This window comes from Amycolatopsis sp. lyj-346, assembly GCF_046548975.1.
Lineage (GTDB): Bacteria > Actinomycetota > Actinomycetes > Mycobacteriales > Pseudonocardiaceae > Amycolatopsis.
On record NZ_JAJPWT010000005.1, the window covers coordinates 379,618 to 400,441 of the forward strand.

30 protein-coding genes are annotated in these 20,824 nt (G+C 69.0%); 3 read left to right on the forward strand and 27 right to left on the reverse strand.

Annotated elements, in window-relative coordinates; all coding sequences use genetic code 11:
- Nucleotides 1-160: 160 nt before the first annotated feature.
- The 19 genes from ACLJQE_RS19530 to ACLJQE_RS19620 all read right to left on the reverse strand — a co-directional run bounded on the left by ACLJQE_RS19530 (nucleotide 161) and on the right by ACLJQE_RS19620 (nucleotide 11,236).
- The gene (locus ACLJQE_RS19530) at nucleotides 161-2,551 is read right to left on the reverse strand and encodes an FtsK/SpoIIIE domain-containing protein (RefSeq protein ID WP_410640683.1); all 2,391 of its coding nucleotides are present in this window, start codon (nucleotides 2,549-2,551) and stop codon (nucleotides 161-163) included.
- 141 nt (nucleotides 2,552-2,692) lie between these two features.
- A complete protein-coding gene (locus ACLJQE_RS19535; RefSeq protein ID WP_410640684.1) occupies nucleotides 2,693-3,901 on the reverse strand; it encodes a hypothetical protein in 1,209 nt (402 codons plus the stop codon).
- 142 nt (nucleotides 3,902-4,043) lie between these two features.
- Nucleotides 4,044-4,745 (reverse strand): hypothetical protein, encoded by a 702-nt coding sequence (locus ACLJQE_RS19540; protein ID WP_410640685.1) that lies wholly within the window; start codon nucleotides 4,743-4,745, stop codon nucleotides 4,044-4,046.
- A 126-nt stretch (nucleotides 4,746-4,871) separates the two neighbouring features.
- Entirely contained in the window at nucleotides 4,872-5,135 is a 264-nt protein-coding gene (locus tag ACLJQE_RS19545; RefSeq protein ID WP_410640686.1) for a hypothetical protein, read from the reverse strand.
- A 54-nt stretch (nucleotides 5,136-5,189) separates the two neighbouring features.
- Complete coding sequence (locus ACLJQE_RS19550) at nucleotides 5,190-5,495, reverse strand: hypothetical protein (RefSeq protein ID WP_410640687.1); 306 nt, start codon at nucleotides 5,493-5,495, stop codon at nucleotides 5,190-5,192.
- An 18-nt stretch (nucleotides 5,496-5,513) separates the two neighbouring features.
- Nucleotides 5,514-5,702, reverse strand: a complete 189-nt coding sequence (locus ACLJQE_RS19555) for a hypothetical protein (RefSeq protein WP_410640688.1) — start codon at nucleotides 5,700-5,702, stop codon at nucleotides 5,514-5,516.
- A gap of 99 nt (nucleotides 5,703-5,801) precedes the next feature.
- The gene (locus ACLJQE_RS19560) at nucleotides 5,802-5,981 is read right to left on the reverse strand and encodes a hypothetical protein (protein WP_410640689.1); all 180 of its coding nucleotides are present in this window, start codon (nucleotides 5,979-5,981) and stop codon (nucleotides 5,802-5,804) included.
- A gap of 79 nt (nucleotides 5,982-6,060) precedes the next feature.
- A complete protein-coding gene (locus ACLJQE_RS19565; RefSeq protein WP_410640690.1) occupies nucleotides 6,061-6,252 on the reverse strand; it encodes a hypothetical protein in 192 nt (63 codons plus the stop codon).
- A gap of 308 nt (nucleotides 6,253-6,560) precedes the next feature.
- Nucleotides 6,561-7,085 (reverse strand): lytic transglycosylase domain-containing protein, encoded by a 525-nt coding sequence (locus tag ACLJQE_RS19570; RefSeq protein ID WP_410640691.1) that lies wholly within the window; start codon nucleotides 7,083-7,085, stop codon nucleotides 6,561-6,563.
- Nucleotides 7,082-7,651, reverse strand: a complete 570-nt coding sequence (locus ACLJQE_RS19575; RefSeq protein ID WP_410640692.1) for a hypothetical protein — start codon at nucleotides 7,649-7,651, stop codon at nucleotides 7,082-7,084. The genes ACLJQE_RS19570 and ACLJQE_RS19575 overlap by 4 nt, the downstream gene beginning before the upstream one ends.
- Nucleotides 7,652-7,681: 30 nt before the next feature.
- Nucleotides 7,682-8,044: a hypothetical protein gene (locus ACLJQE_RS19580; protein WP_410640693.1), complete on the reverse strand. Its 363-nt coding sequence runs from the start codon at nucleotides 8,042-8,044 to the stop codon at nucleotides 7,682-7,684.
- Between the two features lie 13 nt (nucleotides 8,045-8,057).
- A complete protein-coding gene (locus tag ACLJQE_RS19585) occupies nucleotides 8,058-8,264 on the reverse strand; it encodes a hypothetical protein (protein WP_410640694.1) in 207 nt (68 codons plus the stop codon).
- A complete protein-coding gene (locus ACLJQE_RS19590; RefSeq protein WP_410640695.1) occupies nucleotides 8,261-8,578 on the reverse strand; it encodes a hypothetical protein in 318 nt (105 codons plus the stop codon). Before ACLJQE_RS19590 ends, ACLJQE_RS19585 begins: the two co-directional genes overlap by 4 nt.
- Nucleotides 8,579-8,622: 44 nt before the next feature.
- Complete coding sequence (locus ACLJQE_RS19595) at nucleotides 8,623-9,009, reverse strand: SsgA family sporulation/cell division regulator (RefSeq protein ID WP_410640696.1); 387 nt, start codon at nucleotides 9,007-9,009, stop codon at nucleotides 8,623-8,625.
- Nucleotides 9,006-9,524, reverse strand: coding sequence for an NUDIX domain-containing protein (locus ACLJQE_RS19600; protein WP_410640697.1), 519 nt, complete (start codon nucleotides 9,522-9,524; stop codon nucleotides 9,006-9,008). Before ACLJQE_RS19600 ends, ACLJQE_RS19595 begins: the two co-directional genes overlap by 4 nt.
- A gap of 3 nt (nucleotides 9,525-9,527) precedes the next feature.
- The gene (locus tag ACLJQE_RS19605) at nucleotides 9,528-9,944 is read right to left on the reverse strand and encodes a hypothetical protein (RefSeq protein ID WP_410640698.1); all 417 of its coding nucleotides are present in this window, start codon (nucleotides 9,942-9,944) and stop codon (nucleotides 9,528-9,530) included.
- A gap of 50 nt (nucleotides 9,945-9,994) precedes the next feature.
- Nucleotides 9,995-10,696 carry a hypothetical protein gene (locus ACLJQE_RS19610; protein WP_410640699.1) on the reverse strand — a complete coding sequence of 234 codons (702 nt, stop codon included), beginning with the start codon at nucleotides 10,694-10,696 and terminating at the stop codon, nucleotides 9,995-9,997.
- 124 nt (nucleotides 10,697-10,820) lie between these two features.
- The gene (locus tag ACLJQE_RS19615) at nucleotides 10,821-11,042 is read right to left on the reverse strand and encodes a hypothetical protein (RefSeq protein WP_410640700.1); all 222 of its coding nucleotides are present in this window, start codon (nucleotides 11,040-11,042) and stop codon (nucleotides 10,821-10,823) included.
- Nucleotides 11,042-11,236 carry a hypothetical protein gene (locus ACLJQE_RS19620; protein ID WP_410640701.1) on the reverse strand — a complete coding sequence of 65 codons (195 nt, stop codon included), beginning with the start codon at nucleotides 11,234-11,236 and terminating at the stop codon, nucleotides 11,042-11,044. The genes ACLJQE_RS19615 and ACLJQE_RS19620 overlap by 1 nt, the downstream gene beginning before the upstream one ends.
- A 288-nt stretch (nucleotides 11,237-11,524) precedes the next feature.
- Between ACLJQE_RS19620 and ACLJQE_RS19625 the strand changes: the two genes are divergently transcribed.
- A complete protein-coding gene (locus tag ACLJQE_RS19625; protein ID WP_410640702.1) occupies nucleotides 11,525-12,190 on the forward strand; it encodes a GntR family transcriptional regulator in 666 nt (221 codons plus the stop codon).
- Nucleotides 12,191-12,268: 78 nt separating this feature from the next.
- Here ACLJQE_RS19625 and ACLJQE_RS19630 read toward each other — a convergent pair whose 3' ends face one another.
- Nucleotides 12,269-13,105, reverse strand: coding sequence for a hypothetical protein (locus tag ACLJQE_RS19630; protein WP_410640703.1), 837 nt, complete (start codon nucleotides 13,103-13,105; stop codon nucleotides 12,269-12,271).
- A gap of 279 nt (nucleotides 13,106-13,384) precedes the next feature.
- Here ACLJQE_RS19630 and ACLJQE_RS19635 point away from each other — a divergent pair, with 279 nt between their 5' ends.
- The gene (locus tag ACLJQE_RS19635) at nucleotides 13,385-13,954 is read left to right on the forward strand and encodes a hypothetical protein (protein ID WP_410640704.1); all 570 of its coding nucleotides are present in this window, start codon (nucleotides 13,385-13,387) and stop codon (nucleotides 13,952-13,954) included.
- Between the two features lie 226 nt (nucleotides 13,955-14,180).
- Here the strand turns inward: ACLJQE_RS19635 and ACLJQE_RS19640 are convergent, their stop codons facing one another.
- The 6 genes from ACLJQE_RS19640 to ACLJQE_RS19665 all read right to left on the reverse strand — a co-directional run bounded on the left by ACLJQE_RS19640 (nucleotide 14,181) and on the right by ACLJQE_RS19665 (nucleotide 18,572).
- The gene (locus ACLJQE_RS19640) at nucleotides 14,181-14,876 is read right to left on the reverse strand and encodes a hypothetical protein (protein ID WP_410640705.1); all 696 of its coding nucleotides are present in this window, start codon (nucleotides 14,874-14,876) and stop codon (nucleotides 14,181-14,183) included.
- A 114-nt stretch (nucleotides 14,877-14,990) separates the two neighbouring features.
- Nucleotides 14,991-15,194, reverse strand: coding sequence for a hypothetical protein (locus ACLJQE_RS19645; RefSeq protein ID WP_410640706.1), 204 nt, complete (start codon nucleotides 15,192-15,194; stop codon nucleotides 14,991-14,993).
- A gap of 7 nt (nucleotides 15,195-15,201) precedes the next feature.
- On the reverse strand, nucleotides 15,202-15,564 hold the full coding sequence (locus ACLJQE_RS19650) for a hypothetical protein (RefSeq protein ID WP_410640707.1): 363 nt from the start codon (nucleotides 15,562-15,564) through the stop codon (nucleotides 15,202-15,204).
- Between the two features lie 758 nt (nucleotides 15,565-16,322).
- Entirely contained in the window at nucleotides 16,323-17,078 is a 756-nt protein-coding gene (locus ACLJQE_RS19655) for a GAF and ANTAR domain-containing protein (RefSeq protein ID WP_410640812.1), read from the reverse strand.
- Between the two features lie 30 nt (nucleotides 17,079-17,108).
- Nucleotides 17,109-17,846 carry a GAF domain-containing protein gene (locus ACLJQE_RS19660; protein WP_410640708.1) on the reverse strand — a complete coding sequence of 246 codons (738 nt, stop codon included), beginning with the start codon at nucleotides 17,844-17,846 and terminating at the stop codon, nucleotides 17,109-17,111.
- Nucleotides 17,847-18,005: 159 nt separating this feature from the next.
- Nucleotides 18,006-18,572, reverse strand: coding sequence for a sigma-70 family RNA polymerase sigma factor (locus tag ACLJQE_RS19665; RefSeq protein WP_410640709.1), 567 nt, complete (start codon nucleotides 18,570-18,572; stop codon nucleotides 18,006-18,008).
- Nucleotides 18,573-18,862: 290 nt separating this feature from the next.
- Between ACLJQE_RS19665 and ACLJQE_RS19670 the strand changes: the two genes are divergently transcribed.
- Nucleotides 18,863-19,819, forward strand: a complete 957-nt coding sequence (locus ACLJQE_RS19670; RefSeq protein ID WP_410640710.1) for an acyl-CoA desaturase — start codon at nucleotides 18,863-18,865, stop codon at nucleotides 19,817-19,819.
- 25 nt (nucleotides 19,820-19,844) lie between these two features.
- Here the strand turns inward: ACLJQE_RS19670 and ACLJQE_RS19675 are convergent, their stop codons facing one another.
- Complete coding sequence (locus ACLJQE_RS19675) at nucleotides 19,845-20,798, reverse strand: hypothetical protein (protein WP_410640711.1); 954 nt, start codon at nucleotides 20,796-20,798, stop codon at nucleotides 19,845-19,847.
- Nucleotides 20,799-20,824 lie beyond the last annotated feature (26 nt).

The following is a 20,824-nucleotide window of genomic DNA, read 5'->3' on the forward strand; positions in this document are numbered from 1 at the left end:
GCGAAAGCGAATGAGTTGGCTCATTTTGCGGATGAGTTACCTGGTCAGCGGCTTGATCAGCGCGAATGCGTCGGAATGAGCCGAATGCGGTGGATGAGTCGGCCCCGCCGGAGCCGCCCGCACCCCCGATTTCGGTGGGTGCGGGCGGCCCCGGGCAGACTCATTCGGCGCCGACGGCGTCCCGGGCGGAGAGCACGTCCGCCACCCGCGACGGGTCGACCGGATACTGACGGTCCGTAGTCGGGACCTTGTAGCCGTAGGCGGCGAGCAGGTCGGTGACCTGCTTGATCTGCCACCCGCTGTAGTGGTTCCAGCGGGCCGCCAGCGCCGCGGCGACGGCTGCCGCCCGCGGGTGCTGCTCGCCTTCGCGCGGGGTCATCTCGGTGAGCACGGCGAGCATGTCGGCCAGCGGATCCCGCACCACTTCCACCTCCGCCGTGGTGGAAGCACCGCCACGGGCCTCCAGCGCCCGGGCGACGATGGCGGCCTTCTGGGGCTCGGTCAGGAAGTAGCTGCGCAGTGCGCCGGGCTCATCCATGAACCCGACCGTCATCAGCGTCCCGCAGTCGTTCAGCGCGGATTTCGTCTTGGGTCGCAGGTCCAGCGCCGAAATCCCTTCCTCGTGGGCCTTCTCCCCGAGGACGGCGTTGTTGCGGGCCTTGTTGCCGTTGACCGCCCCGCACGCGCGGTTGGTCGACATCGCCACCAGGTCCCGCGGCAGGCTCTGGTCCGACGGGCTGGGGGTGAGAAACGCCAGGTGGACGGCGTATTTGCGGCTCGCCATGAACAGGTTGATCACCAGGTTCACGATCCGCTTGCGGTCCTCGGCCTTGTCCTGGCGGAACAGCCGCTGGCACTCCTCCAGCACCACGATCCGCGGCCGCAACCCCGGCTCCTTCGCGACGATCTCCCGTCCGGCCTCCAGCACGCTGCTGACGTTGTGTTTCTGCAGCAGCCGGCCCCGCTCGGTCAGGTCGTCGTAGAGGGCCTGGAGGTGGTCCAGGGCGGCGTTGACGTTGTCCTCCCCCGCGCCTGGCGAGTACGTCTTCAAGCAGGGCTTCAGGGCCTCGTAGTCGTTGTTCTCGGCGAAGACGAACACGTCCACGTCCACCAGCGGGTCCAGGACCGCCCCGGTCGCCAGGGTGATCATCAGGGTGGACTTGCCCGAGCCGGGCGCCCCGGCCATCACGAAGTTGCGTTCGGGCATGTCCGCGACGATCGGCTCGCCGCGCAGGTTCACCCCGACCGGGAACCCGCTCCAGTAGTCGGTGGCACCCTCGCTGAGCAGCGGATACGCATCAACCGGGTCTCGCAGGGCGCCGGGGTTGAGCCGGAACAGGTCCAGCACCGTCGGGTCGTCTTCGTCGGCGCGGATGAACAGCTCCATCGGCCGGCACCCGAGGTTGTGGGCGAGCATCTCCTTGGCCTTGTCGATCGCCTTCACCGGCGCGCCCTGGGGCAGCCGGATCTTCGTTGACCAGCCCTTTCCGTCGATCATCGGCGGCTGGACCCACGGGTTCTCCCCGTCGCGGTTGGGCCAGCCGTCCTTAATGGACGCGTTGAGCTTGCCGTTGTTGATGTTGGCCAGCGCCGCCACCACCGCGGACTCCGACAGCTCCACCCGCAGGTTGCGGGTGGCATCTTTCCGCAGGTGGACGGGCAAAACCTGCTCTCCGAGCCGGTTGCCGTCACGCCACCAGCGCGACAGCTTGACCAGCGCCGCGGCAGTGGGGATGGCCCACCACCAGGTCACCACGAACACCCCGACCGCCCAGACGAACGCCAGCGCCCCGCGCCACACGGCGAGCACGTCGGTGGCGTTGAACTCGCCCAGCCAGCGGCCCAGCCCGTTGACCAGGCCGACCACCACCGAGACGACGAACAGCACCCCGAGCGCGGCGGCGGTGCGCCAGGCGACGCCCCAGACCAGTTCGGCCCACTTGCGCATCGTGTCGACGGTGACGTGCCGGCCCTCGTTGTACTGCCGGGTCAGGGCTTCCACCGCGGAGTGGTCACCGGACGCGCGGGCTTCGGCGCGGGCGGCCTTGAGGTCGGTGTACTCCCGGTCCGCGCGCTTGCGCTGCCGGGCGGCCTCGATGCCCTTGCCGATGATCGAGGCGTGCCGGCGGGTGAAGCGCCACCCGCGGCCGGCCGTCCGCAAACCGGTCCGCGTGCCGGTCCCGATCCGGTGCCCGGCGGTGTGCGAGAACTCCACAGTGGCCTCCGCCAGCCGGGCCCGGGTCTCATCCGACGGCCCGGCCAGCACCCGGCCCGTGCTCCGCACGACCCGGGTCCCCCAGGTCTGGCGGACCGCCCCGACGGTCATCTCGGTGCCCGGTTCGATCACCTCTCCCTCGATCGTCTGCTGGTCGGTTCCGGGGGCCGGGCGGCGGAACGGGACAACCGTGCCGGACCCGTCGGGACCGCCGTCGGAACCGTTCTCCGGACCGGTCCGGGGACCGGTGTCCGCGGTGTGGTCCGGGCCGGTGCTGTTCGGGTCGGGCGTGGTGTTGTCCCCGGTCCCGGGGGGTGTGGTGTTGTCCTGCGTCATGGTTGGGGTGGTCCTTTCTTCGGTTCCGCGGCCGGGTTCGTGCGGCGGGTTCCGGTGCGGACCGGACCCGGCCCGGACACCCCGGGTGCGGGTGTGCGGGCCGGGCCGGACCAGACCGGCGGGATGCCGGGTCGGGTGCGGTCAGGGCTGGGTGGGGTTGTCGAGTTCGGCGCGCAGCTTCTTCGCGGCGGGCTTGCCGCAGTGCAGGGTCTTCGCGATCCGGTACGGGGTGGCCGTGGCCGGGTCCAGCTCGCCCGCGGCGACGGCCTCGTCCAGCCGCTTGCGGAGCTTCGCCATGTGCGCGTCCCCGGTCGGGCGCCCCGCCGGGCGGGACCGACCGGCCCGGCCACTGGTACGCGGCGCCGGGCTCTGCGCGGACCGGTCCGGGCTCGCCGGGGTGGTGTCGTCGACGGGGCCGGCAGGCTTGTCGGCGGTGGCGACCCCGCCCCCAGGCTGGGTGTCGGGCTCGCCGTCGCTGTGACGGTCCGGACCGGTGGTAGGGCCGCTCGAATCGAGCAGGTTGGCGATCGCCGCGTCGAGGGCGTCCGGGGGGCCGGGAACGTCCAGGTCCGGCGTCACGGCGATCAGGCGGCGGCGCTTCACCTGGTAGGTGCCGGGGGCGAAGGTGAGGCGGGCGTTGCCGTCTGCGTCGATCTGCGCGGTGGCCATCTTCAGTGCCGCGCGTGCCGCCGCGTTCGTCTTGGCGACCTGGGCGGCGGCGAGCTTGTCCGCCGCCCTCTGGGCGCGGGAGCGGGGCGGGTCGGCGATCGCCAGCTGGTGAGCGATGACGCCGGCCACCGACACCACGCCCATGATCACCATGGCGTCCCAGCCGCGGGCGAGGCCGTGCACGGCGTTGGTGCCGAACGCGAGCGTCCCGAACACCCACACCCCGACTTTGAGGCCCCACACCGACCGTGTCCGGTCCTTGCGGCGGACGATCTGGACCGAGACGGCGAAGGCCCACATGCCCAGCTCGGTGATCAGCGGCAGCAGCCTGCCCACGCCGGAGGCGTAGACGTCGGCGCCGTAGCCGGCCATCGCGGAGGCGGCCATCACGAACGACACCACCGCGATGCTGTAGATCAGCACATCCGCCACGTGACCGCGGACGAACGCGGCGATCCTCTCCCACCGCTCTTTCCGGTCGTCGCGGCGCTGCTTGCGCTTGAGCGCGGCGGCGTCCTTCGCCTTCTGCTCCAGTTCGGCGGCCAGCTCACGGTCGGCGCGGGCCACGTCGCTCGCCGCCTTCATCCGCGCGATCTCGTCGCCGGTGGCCGCGGCCTGATCCAGCCGGGCCTGTTCGGCCCTCGCCGCCAGGTTCGCGCGGCGTTCCTCCTGCCAGCTCATGGTCAACCTCTTCCGGTAAGAGGGACACCTCGCGCCCGGACGGTGGGCGCAGGGTGTCCACAGTGGTCAGTCATCGGGGCGCCGGTGAAGCCGCGGCGGGCGTCGTGCGGGCCGCCAACCGAGCAGGTTCGAGGCGGCGTTGCTAGGAGCGGGTCACGCGGATGACCCCGGCTCGCTCGTACTTCGCGGTGAGCGCGGCGAGTCGCTCGCTGAGGGCCAGCAGGCGGGCGGCGGTGCTGCTGGGCCGCTTGGCCCGCGTGTCCGCGTCGGCGGCGCGGCCGATCTGATCGTCGGTGATGGCCGCGACGGTGGCAGCGATGTCGTTCAGCACCGCCCGGTCGGGCCCGGACAGCAGCGCCGCCGCCCGGTTGAGCGCGGCGGCGTTGCGGGCGATCTCGTCGCGCCACTGCCGGTGGCGGTGGTTCCAATCCCTGATCTGGGAGCGCGCAGCGTCAGCCAGAGCGTCCCGCAGCCAGCCGGCCGGGCTGCTGTCGGCCGGCGGCGCGACGGTGGACGCGGTCCAGGTGCGCGAGGCTGCCGCGCGACGCGGTGCCGGTGCTCGCCGCGGCGCGGCAGGCTTCGCGGCGGCCGTGTTGCCCTGGGAGCGGGCCCGCAGTTCGGCGGCGCACCTCCGTCGACCGCAGATCCGCAGGGTCGTGTTGGTTTGGGTGCGCTCCCGGCACACCACGCACAGCGCCCGCGACTTCCGCGGCGCCGCGGCCTTCCGCACCGGGGCAGCCTTCTTCGCGCCGGTGGCCTTCCGGGTGGTGGCGCGCTTGGGCGTGGCCTTGCGCGCGGTGGACTTCCTGGCGGGCTTGGGCTTCTTCTTGCCGAAACCGAACATGGTGGTGGCCTTCCCAGTCGAAGGGGCAGGAACGGACACCCCCGAACCCGAAGCGCGGGCGCGGGGGTGTCCACAGTGGTCAGTTGCAACGCGGGTGGCGCCAACCGAGCAGGTCCGGGCCGGACCTCACTGGTGCGCGGGCACGGCGGTGACGGTCATGGTCGAGGTGACCGCCGGGCACGACCACCCGCGCATCGGCCGGGCCACCATGCCGGCCCCGCCGCCGGACTGGGTCGCGGCGGTGGTCGAGGCGGTGGTTTCCGGCGGTGGCGGGCACGTGCTCGTGCCGGGCGCCAGCGGCGCCGGGTCCGGCGGCGCGGTGACGCGGTAGCCGATCAGGTACAGCGTCCACAGTGCGACGAACACGATCAAGCCGATGATGATCCGCAAGCAGCATCAGTCCCTTCTGGGGGCGGTCGTGGTGTTGGGGTCGTGCGGGCCTGGCTACCGGCGGCCCGGGCAGGCGTCGCCGGACTGCAACCGGCGGTACTCGTTATCGGTGATGCTCACCGGGTCCAGCTCGTCGTCGGTGGGCACGTGGGCGGGGTTGATCGTCTCCGTCCGCGCGCAGTAGGCGGTGTAGACCGGACCGCCAGTGACTGGGTCGTCCGCGGTCGCGACGTGGTCGACGATCCACTTGGGGCCGTGGGTGGCCGGCGTGGTCGTGGTAGCGGGCTCGGAGTTGCAGCCGGAACAGAGCAGGGTGGCCGCCGCGAGCACGACCAGGACCGAGGTGATGCGCACGGGCATCAGTCCTTTCGGGATGGTTCAGGTGGACGGGGTGTAGAGGAACCGGAACAGGGCCTGTTGCAGCTGGACGTGGTCGTCCCCGCCGCCGGACAGCGGCGGGTACCCGTGGCGGGCGAGGACGTCGGCGACGTCCAGGACCAGGCCGATGGTGAACCGCGGGTCGTTCTCCGGTGGCGGGAGCGGGTAGGCGCGGGGCGGGCGATCCACGAGCAGCCCTCCAAGGTGTCGCGGGTGGGCGGTGGTGCCGGGTTCCGGGCGGGCCGTCGGTGGGCGCCGCCCGGAACCCGGGGCTGGGGTGGTGCGGGGTCAGCGGGTGGTGGCCTTGTCCGTGGCGAGCACGGCGAAGAAGCCGCTGACGGCGGCGATGGTGAACAGGACCCACACCAGGCCCATGCCGTAGTGGGCCGGGTCCTTGTAGTGCAGGCTGTTGGCGCCGTAGGTCAGCCAGGCCGAGAGGGCGAACACGATGTACGCGGCGATCCGCATGGTCTTCTCCCAAGGGGGTAGTCGAGCGTGGTTGCGGCGAACGAGATGCAGCGAGGGCGAGGCGGCTGGAGGCGCCGGGTCAGCGGCGGCTGGACTTGGCCTTGGCCTTGCCACCGGCGAAGACGAACAGCAGCGAGATCACCGCGACCGCGCCCAGAGCGAGGGGCAAGGTCGTGCCGTAGTGGGCGGGGTCCTTCTGGTGCAGGCTGAACGCGCCGTAGGCGAGCCAGGCCGAGACGGCGGCGACGATGAACGCGATGAACTTCGACATGGTTTTCTCCAAGGGTGGTTGGTGCGCAACAGGAAGGCGGAGCAGGCGGAGCTCCGGCATGTGGGCAGCACGAAGCCACCCACACCGGGTGGTGCGGGTGAAAACGGTGGTGCAGTGGAGTGCGGCCGGAGAAACCGTCCGCGAAAACGGGGTTACAGGTGTCGTGGGTGGACAGTGGGGTCGTGGGTCTGCGTCCACCAGGGTGGCTGTCTCATGCTCGAGACACCATTCCCAAATCGGAGGTTCCCGCGAGCGCCCGCCGTCCATCGGACGGCGGCGTGGCCCCCGAGCCGCCCGGCGTCGGCGGGTCAGGCGCGACGATAGGCGGCGGCCTGGGCCTGGACCTTGTCGACGTACCAGCCGGCGTGGTTGTAGGCGAAGATCGCCCGCCGGGTGTCCCCGGCCGCCAGGCCGGAGTCGCACAGGTAGTGCGCCGCCGCGGGGATCGCGACGGCCGGGTCGTAGATGTCACCCCCGAGGCCCGGGTGGCGTTTGCGGACCCCGGCGAAGGTGGCGGGCAGGAACTGCATCGGCCCCGCCGCGCCGGCGAAGTTCGCCCCGGAGCGGACCCCCGGGGCCTTGAGTCGGCCGTGGTCGGTTTCGATCTTCCCGATTCCGGCCAGCAGTGCCCAGTCCAGGGCCGGGCAGGTGCCGGCCGCCGCCTTGTACTTGCTCAGGTACGGGCCGGGGATGTCGGCCACCCCTGGTCCGGCGTCGGCGGCCAGGCCGACCCCGTCGCCGAAGTCCAGTCCGCCCTCGCGGGTGTAGCCGACGGCGACCGCGGCGACCACGAACAGAGCAGCCGCGCCGCCGACCTTGCCCAACAGCGTCATGAGTGTTCACCTCCTCTCCGCTTTCGTCCGCCCGCGGCGCTGTCGGCCCCGGCGGTCGCGTGACGTCGGGCCAGGCGGTCAGCGCCGGGCAGTCCCGCACCGAGACCGTTCATGACCGCGGCCGTCGTGGTCTCCAGCACCTCCAGCGCAGCCTTCGCTGCCAGGCGTCGGACCGTCAGCTGCTCGGTGGTGCGGGCCGTCTCCAGCGCGGTGTCCATCGCGTACACCGCTGCCACCGCCTGGTTGATCTCGGGGAGCAGTTGCGGCGCCAGCACTACCAGCTGCGTGCGCGGCCGGGTGATGGCATCACGGGTGACCAGTGACGCCGCGAGTGCGACGTCGATCTCGTCCTGGTCGTCGCGGATCCGCGCGGCCTCCAGGTCCCACATCGCCGCGTAGTGCGAAGACAGGGCCGACATCAGGTCTCCGAAGATGCCCACGATCGACACCTGCCACTCGTGCACCCGGGCGGCGGTGTCCGCCCGGGTTTTGAGCACGCTGCCCAGCACGGTCCCGCTGATGGTGCCGAACAGGGCGGCTACAACGGTGATCACGGTTTGCCACATTCGACACTCCTCATGACTTCTGGCGAGTGGTCACGAGGCGGCCTCGTCCCGCTCGTGCCCGGCCGGCACCGTCACGTCGGCCAATCCCTTGTCCTCGTGCCGGTGCTTTCGGCGGCGCCACCAGTCGGCGATCGCCGCAGCCAAGGCGGTGATGAGCTGGGCGGAACGCCGGGTGAGCGGCCACTCCCACCCGATCCGCACTCCCAGCCCCGCGGCGATCGGCCAAACCAGCCAGTCGATCCCGGCCCACAGGACCAGCCCGGCCAGCGCGGCAGCGACCACCGTTTCCGGCAGCCACCACCCGACGCGGGCGATCGCCCGGTCGACGACCGGGCCGCCGCCGGTCTCGGTCACCTCACCGCGGTCGCGGCGACGCAACGTCTTGCCTGCCATCGTGTTTCTCCCTTCACCCGGTCTCCGGAGACACCGGAACCGCTCCGGCGAAACTTGCGGTGATCCGGGCGTCCAACCCGGACTGCACAGCCAGCAGCACCCGCGCGACCAGCAGCAGCGGCCACCGCAGCAGCGACAACGCCAGGAACAGCAGCACCGCCAGCGCGAACCCGGCCAGCCGCCACGATCCGTGCTCCTTCGCGATCTCGAACACGCTCACGAAGTCGCCTCCCTGTGCGTGGTGGGCAGTTCGGTGTCTCGGGGAACCCAGGTGCCGTCCACGTACTTGGCGAAACGGCACAGGTGGCTCCAGTAGTAGGAGTGCCCCTGGTGGTGCCACAGCGATGGCGGGGTGGCGCGCAGCCAGCGACGGATGATCTCCCGGCCGATACGCTCAACCGCGTCACCGGCGGCGCGGTCGCCGTGCGGTGCTGGGTTGGCCTGCGCAACGTGCCACAGCAACGCCAAGTGCTCATCCGAGTTGTTGGTGACCGCGTCGTCGTCGAACTCGATCGTGATCGCGTGTTTGGTCATGGTCGGCTCCTGTCTGGACAGTGGATGAAGCGGTGCAGGAGGGGTCAGGCCGCGGTGCCGCCCGCCAGGCGGGCCGACTCGATCGCCCAGTCGATGTACTCGTGACCGGTGGGCACCAGCGCTTCGGCGGTGTCCAGGAAGCTTTCGACGTCGCCACGCGGCACCGCCACCTCCGCCGCCCCCGTCGGCGAGGACAGCGCGACCACCACGCGGCTGAGGTCACCGCCGGTGTCCGGGCGGATCTGGACGTCGCCGTCCCCGGCCGGCTCGTTGCATCCCGAAGCGAGCAGGTCCCGGGCGAACAGCCACTCCCGGCCGGCGGCCAGGAGCCTCACGGCCCACGGGTCGGCGGAGTCGTAGATCAGCTCCAGCGCGAGTTTCACGTTCGGCCCCAGCAGCACGCCGGTGGCCGGGTGGGTCACGGTCGTCATCGCCCACCGCCCACGCCGGGCTCCAGGGGCAGGCTGAAGCGGGCCGCGGCGTCGTGCAGCATCACCGCGTGGTCGAACGCGAACCCGGCCCCGGCGGCGATCCGCGCCGCCACCCGCAGCGGCAGCCACGCGGCCAGCCGGGCGTCGTCCCCCGCGACCACCGCGGGCATGCTCTCAAGCATGGCGCCGTAGGCCACCGACACGTACCGGCCGCGGGCATCGCGGCCCGGCGCGTCGTAGATCCCGATGCGGTCCAGCGCGACGTCGGTCAGGTCCAGGCTGGTTTCCTCCGCCGCTTCGCGGCGCGCGGCCTCTGCCGACGTCTCGTGCGGTTCGACGTGGCCGCCGGGGAAGGCCAGCCGGCCGCGGTGCGGGGGCCAACCGCGTTCGATCAGCAGTACGTGCCACACCCCGTCGGCCGGGGCGAACAGGACCACGTCGGCGGCGTAGAACACCGGGTGACGATCGTCGAGGCGGGCGGCCAGTTTGGCCGCGAACGAACCGAGCAGGCTCATGGGTCACTGTCCTTTCCGGATTTCGAGGGCGAGGCGGTACAGCTCGTCCGGGGTGACCGACTCCCCCGCCCCCGCGGCCAACGCCACGTGTCCACCGGTCTGGGTGAACGGGATCGAGCTGTAGACCTGGATGCGGACCCCGGCCGGGCCTCGGCCGGTGAGCTCGATGAACAGCGCGCCGTTGCGGGTGTGGCGCCAGCTGCCGGCGATCCCGGTCAGTCGGTGGGTCCAGATCAGCAGCGCCCCGAGCACCGCCACCGGGTCCCGCCTGGTGGGGACGGTGGGCTGAAGCTCGATCTGGTTGTCGTGGGGGTTGAGGGTGAGGAAGCACGGTTCCGGAGCTGGGGTGTCCCGGACGAACATCCGGGCGACCGTGGTCAGCTTGGCCACCCCGGTCAGCGTCGTGAGCGCAGCAGACATCGAGGACTCCTTGTGACAGCAAGCGAGCAGGTTTGACAGGGCAGGCGGGGTCAGGCGGCGGCGATGCCGTGCGCGGGCCCGGCGAGCAGGCGGGTGACGTAGCTGACGAACGTCCGGTCGGCACACGGGTGGGCGTGGTCGGTCTGCGGGTCCCGCAGCGCGGCGCGCAGCCACAGCGTCAGCCGCGCCACCGACCAGCCCCGCCCGCGTCGGGCCGCGATCGCCGCGATCAGCGGCTCCAGGAATTCCGGACGCACCCGCGGGGCCCGGACGGTGGCCGCGAGGACGATCGGGCTCAGCGGCGCAGTGTTCGACAGCGGCGGCCGGCTGGTCCGCGGACCCGTCGCCACCGCGGCCTGGCGTTCATCGGCGGCCAAGATCCGCAGCTGGGCGGCCACGTCCCGGTAGACACCGGCGCGGCGGTGCATCACCACGTCGCCGGTGCGGCGGAGCAGCAGCCGGGCGTTGGCCGCCAGCAGCCCGGCCAGCGCCTCGAACTCCCGCGCCACACCCACCGCGACCCCGGCCGCGTCGTCGGCCGCCAGCGCCACGACCAGCGGGTTGGCCGCCGTCTGCGGGCCCGTCTCGATCCACAGCCGCAACTGAGCAGCCACGTCGCCGTACACCGCGACACGGACACCGGTCACGACCTCCGGCAGGCCCGCCCCGGTCAGCACCGCGGCGTTGCGGGTCAGCGTGTCGGCCAGGCCCGACAGCCGGGCCGCGATCACCTGAATCAGCGTGCAAGACATGAGCGGAATCCCTTTCGGCCAGGCGATCCGTGACCGGGAGCGGGCATAGCTCTGCCCCGGGACGAATGCCGAAGATTTGTGGATCAGGCGCGGAAAGTGCGCAGACAGCGAAGAATGGCGGTGGTCAGGCGGCCGGGTTGAGTTCGGCGGTGACGTCGGCGAGGGCAGCCCGGAACACCCGGGCCAGGCGCATCGCTTCCAGCCCGTGCGGCCCGGAGAACTCCGCGCGCATCGTGCGGTAGGCGACGTCCAGCCAGTGCGCCCGGTCCTCCGCGACCGCCGACCCCGGCGGCATCGTGGCCAGCACACCCGCGAACACGGCCGGAACGAACAGACGGTCAACCATCAGGCCACCTCATCCAGCCACGCAGCGGCCCGAGCCTGCTCCGCACAGCTCCGGCGGTCGACACCGGCGAGCAGGTCCACCGACACGAACTGGGCGACGTCAGCAGCCAGGCTGCCGCTGTCGGCGAACACGTCGAAGTCCAGCTCTTCGGCGGCCATCTCGACCTGGCGGCGGCTGGGCTGTGCATACCTCATGGTCTTGCTCCGTTGGTTCGGCGTTGTCTGACACGAATCAACGTATACGCAGCTACGTATACGCACAACGCTTGCGTATACGTAGGTCTCTAGATTCACTCGTTCGGCCTACCGTGCGCGGCTCCCACCTGCGGAAAGGCAAGTTGTCGAGGGGCAAGCCCGTCCGACAGCCCCCCAAACGGCGAGACATCGAGGCGACGCCCTGGCGGCCCATCGCTTGCGTATACGAAGTTGGGTATACTGTGCGCGACCATCCCGAACTACCGAGTTCGATGAAGGGATTAGGCTGTGGCCGAGCCGGCATACGTCACGATCGCAGGCGATTACGCGCGTCGCATCCGAACAGGGGAACTCCCGCCGGGCACTCAGTTGCCGAGCTACGCGGAAATCGCAGAACGAAACGACGTTTCGGATATTGTTGTCCGTAAGGCCGTTGAGCTATTGCAGAATCAGGGACTCGTTCGCTCCGTCCGTCGCCGAGGCGTATTCGTTGCGAGTCGGACCAACTTGGTGCGAATCTCACCTGAGCGACAAATGCAGGACCCCGAGACATCTTTCGGCAACGAGTCCGACCGAGAGATCCAGATCGAACGAGATGTTGCCCAAGTTTCGGCTAGTGCAGAAACGGCCGAAGCGCTCGGATTAGAAGTAGGGCGGGAAGTTTCCCGAGTTATCACGCGGGCCTCGGAAGGAGGGCAGCCGATCTCAATTTCCGACACCTACCAGCCTGCGCAGATTGAGGGTATTTCGACGGCGAAAACCCTAGAGGAGACGATTGCGGACCGGATTCCCTCGGCCGATCACGCACAATGGTTGCGAGTGAACTCGGGAGAACTGGTCAAGTCAGTTCATCAGCGCTTTATTGACGCAGACGGGCGAGTGGTCATGGTGTCGGACGTATCTTATCCGCGCGATCGCTACGACGCGTTCATCTTCCGAATGACGCTCGACTAAAGGAACTAGACGGCAGTACTTCGATGCCCAGACCGTTGACTGCGGCCGGGGTGGCAATCGAGCCACCCCAGCCGCAGCCTAGGATTTGGTCCAATACTGGGCAACGTCCTTCAAGTTCCACCAGGACACGAAGTTCGCGTCTTGTGACGCGATCTTCCATCCCTCCGACAACAGTTCAAAAAACCGTTCATCCCCCGTTTTTCCGCCTCGCGGCTCACCGATAAATATGATCTCGGTACCACCGGCGTTCTCAAAATCGATGAGGGCCTTAGATGCCATGTCGCTACCCCATCCCGGTGGCCAGCAGAGAAAGATAACTGAATCTCCCTGGCTCTCTTTGCGACTTTCGAACTCTTCCATGCTTCTAACTTTGTGCCATTCGTCTCGTTGTCCCTTTGCAGCTGGAAACGAGAGGTTTTGCTCCGCGCCTGGGGGTTCGACGTCGTATGCGTCGATCGTAAGGCCGCACCGGGCGAGCTGAGCAGCCCAGTACCCCCTACCGGAACCCAACTCAATTAGCGACCGACCCGACGAAGATGCTGTTACCCATTCAAGGGTTTCCGGCGATGGAATCGCGTAGGCGTAGGCGGATTGCAAGACCATCGCCGCATAGCCGAGTCGGCTGCTGCCGGTCGCTTGACCACCGTTGACTACGCGACGTCCACCGTGCTCGAACACAAACGGCGCGACGATGTCCCAGTACGGGTTCGAGCTGATAGTTGCATCGGCGGTCATGTAGTGGACGAACCGAAGGTCGAAAGCCGCGTCCACCCGCTCATCACCCGTTCCCTGCAACCGAGGCGCCATGTCGAGGTAGTCGGCCACCTTTGGGTATTCGGCGCGTAACCGCTGTTCATCGGCAAGCAGGGTTGCTAGCTCATCACGACGTTCGGCCGTCAGCACCAGTTCGTTCACACCCCCGATCTTGGCCACTGTCCTGCCGCCCTGCAAGCCGTGTGCGCGCGTCGATCCACACGGCCGCTGGCTCGGGCACCAGGAGCCCAGGCTGGCGCACCCCTAAAGCGGGCAAAGACCCCCTCTGCGGACTCATCGAGGCGGTCCTAAGCAGGTGCCCGTACACGTTGAGGGTCATAGCCCCGTCGACATGCCCGAGCATCTACTGAACGACGCTCACATCCACGCCCGCCGGCAGAGGAAGCGGAATCCGTGCAACGCGCCCGCTACAATCCAGGAATGACCGCGGACGGCAATTACGAAGAGATCGAGACCGGCGAAGTACCCAAGGAATTCTTCGAAGGACTTGGGCGCCTTGTCTTCGAGTTCGGACGCCTTGATGGAGCACTCGGCTCACTCTTGTCAGTCCAGGTTCAACCTGGCACAGGCTACGTGGCAGGACTCTTGTCGCAAGGCGAGTCGACAGACTGGCTGCGCAACCGATGCGTGAGCGTCCTTGAGTCAGAAGGGCCCTTCTCTACCCAAGAGACCGAAGCCTTGCTGACCCTTCTACGGAAGGCCAAGGGATTGATTTCATTGCGAAATAGGTATGTTCACACATACTGGGATTTTTTTCACCCGAAATCCGCATCAATGCACGGCTACCAGGAGCGCCGCCACTCCGAAGCATACGAGTATTTTGTCACAGTCGCCGAGGTTACCAAGACCGCTGAAGATGCCCGCCGACTGACGGAGGACATCGAAGCCATCACCGAGCGCGTCACGTTGCCAAAGCATGAGCGCGCACGGGCATTGGCCAGGGCTGCCGCCATACTGCGGGATGCCGTCCGGAAGTCGGCAAAGCCGTAACGCGCCCATCGAGGCGAACCGACGCAGAGCCCAGGTCGAGTCGGCAATGTGAGCAAAGCGGCACGCGGCGTGCACTGCAAAGGAGGGCGCGGCATGAACTTGCATCGGACTCCCCCTGTCTGACATGACAGCGAATCTTGGTGGACGCTGACAGACGTCAGCGGACCGCTACAGTCCGGCCGACGAAATGCCGAAGGCCGCCCGCTATTCAGGGTTAACTTTCACCCTATTTTAGGTAGTTCAAAATCAGAAAAGTTGACGAAACAGCGAATGCAAGAATTGCAACAATCAACGACCACAGCGGGACAACGGTCTTCTTGGAATCCATCTCACGAATTTCATGTGCACTATAGGGCCTGATCACAGCCCATGCCGTACCATGAAAAGCCTTTTTACTTGAGAAGTAACCCAGCCAACCCTCGAAGCCAAACAGCACCACGATGACCGCCCCAACAAGAGTGGCATGCAAGCCGTCCATCACAGGTAGACTAATCGCTACATAGATCAACAATCCGACAGCCATGAGAGCCGAGATAGCCATCGATAATCGAGGGTAGAACTTATCTCCACTCCTGAATGATTCAGGATATCTCGAAGTCTGCCTGGATCGTGCCCATGCATTGAAGACGAAGTCTACTAACTCTCCCGGGCCGATAGCTTCCGCTCGCCGTTCGCCAAGATGAACTATGAGATCTCCGGCCTTAACCCGGAGATCCCGAAGGCTTCCCTGACTCAATGCCCTAAGGTCTTTACCTTCCGTGAAGTCTCCCTCATCGAACTCGACGAGAACTTCATCGTCAACCTCAGGGCGCGAGCGCAGAAGATCAATAAGTGCCTGCAGGTCATCAGTGTTCACCGAAACGTGCCCCAGATGACGGCGGACGGGCTGTCCGGCCGTAGTGTCTCGCCGCTTAATGACCATGACGCCGATCTTAGGAGACAATCTTGATCTTTCCGTCACAGGCCCGGCCGTCGCCGAATTAGAGCAAGGTTCACAGGCTCGAATCCCGGCTAGCACAACGCCAATCACGCGAGCCTAGCGACCCGGCTCGGATCCTAATTCCGCCCACAGCGGGCGGTCGCGAAGTGTGCTCGCCGTGAGCACGCGTGCCTCTTCGAACTCGCCGGGGCGACGCTCGTAGATAACGGTCATGTCGGACAGGACGTGCCAGCGGTCGACGGCGTTGGGCTGATTGGCGATGACGTAGGTGATTGCAGCGGTCAGGTCAGGAGCGTCCATGCGGTCCTCAGCGGCGGCGGTAGCGGGTGGGTTTGGGTTCGAGCTTCATCTCCTGTAGGAGCTGCCGCGCCGCATCACGGCCAGGGGCGTGCTCGGCGCTGCCCGTGGACGCACGGATGAGCTCGGCGAGCGCCATGCCGGCGGTGCGGTGGCCGACCAACTCGAACCAGCGCGCCATCCCCGACGCGTACATTCCATGGAAGGTGACCAGCGGGGTGCCGTCGAGGTCGCGGATCATGATCTCGTCGCCGGAGTCATCGAGGCGCCAGAACGGCACCCTGGAGCCGACGGCATGCACCTCGTCGGCGTGCTTCCTCATCCGCTTGGCTTCTTCGGCGCGTTCCAGCTGGCGCTCGTACTTCGTGACCATGGCGTGCTCCTCGTACAGGGCGTGGGGGGCAGGCACTTCCCTGCCCGTCCCGCCGCCGCTTCCTCGAAAGTAGAACACACGTTCGACTTTCGCAAGTTGGCGCAGGTCACGGCCACCACTGGTCGATACAGCCAGACCTGTCCCCGTGCAGAGCACGAGGCGCCGGATCGGGTTGGTCGCCCGCGTGACCACAGCGGTCGAGGGCGACTTAAAGGGCTTGCTGCATGAACGCTACGCCCAATGTGTGCCCAACGGCCGGGGTCGACACGACGCAAGCCGCGCCTTCGCGCAGGTCAGGGCGCATCCATGCGATGGAGCGTTCTTAACCCTCCGGAGGCAGGTGTCGCAGGTTCGAATCCTGCCGAGGGCACCCTTCTTGAACACGCAAAACCGGCCCCTACCAGCGAGAACGCGGTAGGGGCCGCTTCATGTCCACGCCAGCGGACTGCGGCCGGATCCCCGAGGCCGACGGCCACGCCGCTCCCCCGGCCCTGACCGGCGGCCTCGATCCGCTGGGTGAGCAGGGTGTTCAGCGGCGTGCCGATCTCACCAGCCCTCGGACACGCCGAGGCCCGCAGCCCGGTGCCACGGAGCCGGCACACCGGGCCGCTCGCGAACTTCCCGGCGATCGCGGAACCGCAGGGAGCTCCCCGGGAGCTCCCGGGGAGCTTACTCCACAATGGACGAACAGTGCGGCAATCGAACCCTCGAACCCCGGGGACCGCACCGGAGCCAGCGGCTCTGGCGTCCACAAAGGACTACAACTCGCTGAGAGTGTGGGCGGTCGCCGCGGGGAGGAGGACAGTTGCGGGTGCCAGGTCGCGCTCGGCCAAGGCTCGGGCCACGGCGCTGAGGCGGAGGTTGTTCCGCCGGGCGTAGCCGCGCAGTGCCTGGAAGGCCGCGTCCATGCTCAGCTGTCCGGTGACGGCGAGCACGCCCTTGGCCTGCTCGATGATCACCCGGCTGTTCAACGCGCTCTGCAGCTGCTCGGACAGGATCTCTCCCCGGCGGAAGGCCCGTTCGTGGAGGATGCCGATCGTCGCGGTGTCGGCCAGCCCCTGCGCCAGCGCCACGTCGTCGGCCGACAGCTCTCCCGCGTTGAGCCCGAACAGGTTCAACGCCCCGATCGTCTGCCCGCGCAGCCGCATCGGCACCGCGTGCACCGACGCGAACCCGTCCTTGGCCGCCTCGGCCGCGAACCGCGGCCACCGCGCCGCCTGCGCGGCAACGTCGGCCACCAACACCGGCGCGCTCGTGGTGAAACAATCCACGCAGGGACCCTCGTCGATGTCGAACTGGAACAGCTCGATCAGCCGCGCCTGTTCGGTGGAGGAGGCCAGCACCTGCAGCCCGCCCCGCTCGTCGACCAGCGTCAACCCCGCCGCCGCGACGTCGAGCAACTCCACGCACTGCACCACCAACGTGTGCAGCAAATCCGCGACGTCGTAGTCATCGACCAACGTGTCCGCCAACGCAACGAACGCACGGGTCACCTGTCGCTCACGGTCGGCCATGCCCACCATCTCCTCGTCCATCAGCTGCCCTCATGGCGAATCCCCACCGAATGCCTCGTCCAACCGCAACCTTCCCGCCGCGATGTCGCCCGCAACCTCGAGCAGCGAACGGCCGTGCCCGAACGCATAGGCCCGCAACCGGGCCAAGGCGGCGGACGCGGACAGGTCCAGGTGCGCGATCAGCATCCCGGTGGCCTGGTGCACCTCCCGGTACCGCATCCCCGCGCTTTCCATCCACTGCCCGTCCCCGTCCAGCCACCGACCACCGCCGTCCCGCAACCCCGACAAAGCCAGCGCCGCGACGTCGGCCACCTGCAACGCCGTCGACAGCTCACCGGGGCTCAGCGAACCCGGCGTCGGACGATAGGTGTCGAGGGTCGCCACCCGCACCGCCCCGATCTGCACCGGGAAGGTGAACAACGCCGCCACCGGGTGCGCCGCGGCCTCCGCGGCGAACACCGGCCACGCCGACGGCGTCCCGGCCGCCAGATCCGGCACCAGCACCGGCCCACCGGTGACGTAGGCCTCGAAACACGGCCCTTCACCGAGGGAAAACTGCAGCTCCGCCAGCGCCATGCTCACCGCGTCACTGGCGTAGACGATCTCGCGGTGCCCGGCGTCGACCATGATCGACACCGCCGCGCCGTCCACCGGCAGCATGCGCACGCACGCCCGGCACACCCGGCCGACGACGTCGACCCCGCTCCCGGCGCCGCCCTCGTCCAGCGCGGCCAGCACGCTCGCACGCAGGACCTCGACCTCAGCCACCGCGAACCCACCACGGGCGAACTGCGCATTCCCACATCCGGTTCCTTCCGAGTCGGCGTTCAGGATCGCCACACCAACTCGGACATGACCGGGCCCGGATCAGCACCGCTACCGCGGCTGCGTGTACCGACCATACCCACCCCGAGCCGAGCCACGCCGTCACGGAACCGGCGAAGCGGCGATGTGCCGGCGCAGCACAGCCAGTCCCCGGTGCTGGCTCACCCGCACCGCACCCGGGCCGGCCACCCCGAGCACGTCGGCCGTGTCGCGGGCGGAAAGGCCGAACATGACGCGCAGGATGACGACGTCCCGCTGCTGCGGCGCCAGCCGGTCGAGCAGGTGGTGCAGCCGCCGCCGTCGCTCGAGGGCCTCGACCTGGCAGGCCGGATCCCGCAGTCCGCAGGGCACCCGCGGGAACTCCGGGACCGGGACGCTGCGGTCGTCGTCCCGCCGCCGGTGCGCGTCGACGACCTTGTGCGCGGCGACCCCGTAGACGAAGCCCCAGAACTTCCCGGCGCCGTAGGAGTAGCCCGGCAGCGCCCTCAGCACACCGAGCAGGACCTCCTGTGCGCAGTCCTCCGCGTCGCTGTCACGGTGCGGCCGGTCGCCAACGCGTGCGCGGCAGTACCGCAGCACACCCGGGCGCAGCAGGCCCAGCAATTCCTCCATGGCGGCGCGATCGCCCGCCACCGCCGAAGCCAGGAGCGCGCCGTCGACCGTCGCCATGAAAAGCCTCCCGCCGGTCAGCCTCGGTGCTCGGATCCCGGCGGGAGGATCGGGAAAATTCTTGTCACGCGTGCGACCATCGTGTGCCTCGCCGTCCGGTCGGGCACGAGCCGGACAGCTCGAGCCAGGGGAAACCACCGGCGCCGAGGTCTGGGGCGTTATCCCCAATATACCGCGCCGGAGCCCACGCGGCCGTATGATCGTGGTGGCGCCTGAGCGTCCGGACCCTGCTCTCACGACGACCGGCAAATGTGGCCGTACCCCGGCCATCAATCGCCAGGAGCAGGATCATGACCACCACGAAGAACACCCCACGCCACCCGTCGGGACCGAAGCCCATCCTCGCCGGAGAGCATTCCCGCGGCGAATTGATCACCATCCGGATCTTTCTCCTCGCCCCGTTCCTGGCCCTCGTTTCGGTCATGGTCCTGGTGTGGGGCTGGGGGCTGAGCTGGCTCGACATCGGGATCGCGACGGGTTTCTACGTCGTGACGACCTTGGGCGTGACCGTCGGGTACCACCGATATTTCACCCACGGCGCGTTCACCGCCGCCCGCCCGCTGCGGATCGCGCTCGCGGTCGCCGGCGGCCTCGCCGCGCAGGGCCCGGTGATCAGCTGGGTCGCCGACCACCGGCGGCACCACGCGTTCTCCGACCGCGAGGGCGACCCGCACTCCCCCTGGCTCTACGGCACCTCGCCGCTCGCGTTGGCCCACGGGTTCTGGCACGCGCACCTGGGCTGGCTCTTCGGCCGCGACAAGACCAACATCGCCCGGTTCGCACCGGATCTGGCCGCCGACCCCGACATCCGCGCGGTCGACCGGCTCTTTCCCCTGTGGGTCGCGGCCACCGTTCTGGTGCCCGCCGCCCTCGGCGGCCTGATCGGCGGGTCCTGGTGGACGGCGCTGACCGCGTTCCTCTGGGCCGGGCTGGCGCGGGTGTCCCTGCAGCACCACGTCACCTGGTCGGTCAACTCGATCTGCCACATGATCGGCAGCCGCCCGTTCGCCAACCGCGACCGCTCCGCCAACTTCTGGCCTCTGGCGATCCTGTCGATGGGCGAATCCTGGCACAACTCCCACCACGCCGACCCCACCTGCGCCCGCCACGGCGTGCTCCGCGGGCAGATCGACATCTCCGCCCGCGTCATCCGGATCTTCGAGCAACTCGGCTGGGCCACCAAGGTCCGCTGGCCCACCCCGCAGCGCCTGGCACGGAGGGAGGCGCACACCGGACCACGGCGGTGATCCACCGCCGGCAGCCAGGCCGGGCTCAGCCGGTCGCAACCCGGAACGCGGCGATCCCGGCCAGCAGCTGCCGGCCTTCGCGTGTGGGTGTGCCGCCGCGGACCACGGCCTCCAGCGGCCGCAGGCGGGCTTTGGTGCGCACCGATCCGATCTCCCGCGCCGCGGCGATGGCCTCGGCACCCACCCGTGCGGCTTCCTTCGTGTCGCGCCCGACAGCGTGTGCGAGGGCGAGCACGATCTGGGTCAGCGAACGGCTTCTGCCCATCTCGGGGCCGTACGCGGCCACGGCGTCGTCGAGGAACGGGAGTGCGCGGACCGCGTGCCGGGGGTTCACCGTGCACCCGAGTTCGGTCCAGACCGTTCCGGTCATCGCGGAAAGGTCGTTCGCGTCGAAGAACAGCGCCCACGGGGCCGCGGCCGAGCCGGCCGCGAACGCGTCGGTCGCCTGGCCCAGGTGCCGCAGCGCGGCGGGTTCGTCCGCCCGCATGGCCCAGGCCCACGCCTGGTTGGCCGAGAGGATCGCCTGCGTCAGTGCCGACTGCGCCCGCAGCGCGGCGACCTGCCCCTGCTCGAACTCCGCAAGCGCGTCGTCGACCGCGCCCTGCTGCAGGCGCAGGCGACCGCGCCGGTAGCGGATGTTGGCGAGCAGATCGTGGTCCCCGGCTTCCACCGCCAGCTCCGCCGCGACGTCGAACGACCGGACAGCGGACTCGTCGTGGCCGGAGTCGAACTCCGTCCAGGCCCGCAGGTTGTGCAGGTCGGCCAGGTCGCGGCAAAGGCGGCGCCGCAGCCGCGGCGGAACGCTTCCCTGGCGCAGCAAGATCGTCCACGAGCCGAGCGCGGCGAGCGCGGCGCGGCAGACTCCGCCGCCACACCGGTAGTCGAGAGCGCGGAACGCTCGGGTCGTCGTTTCGAGCGCCCGGAGGTCGCCCACCTCGATCCGGATCGGCAGTTCTCCGCCGGGCGAGGTGATGATCATCGAGAATCCGTGGTCGTGACCCGGGC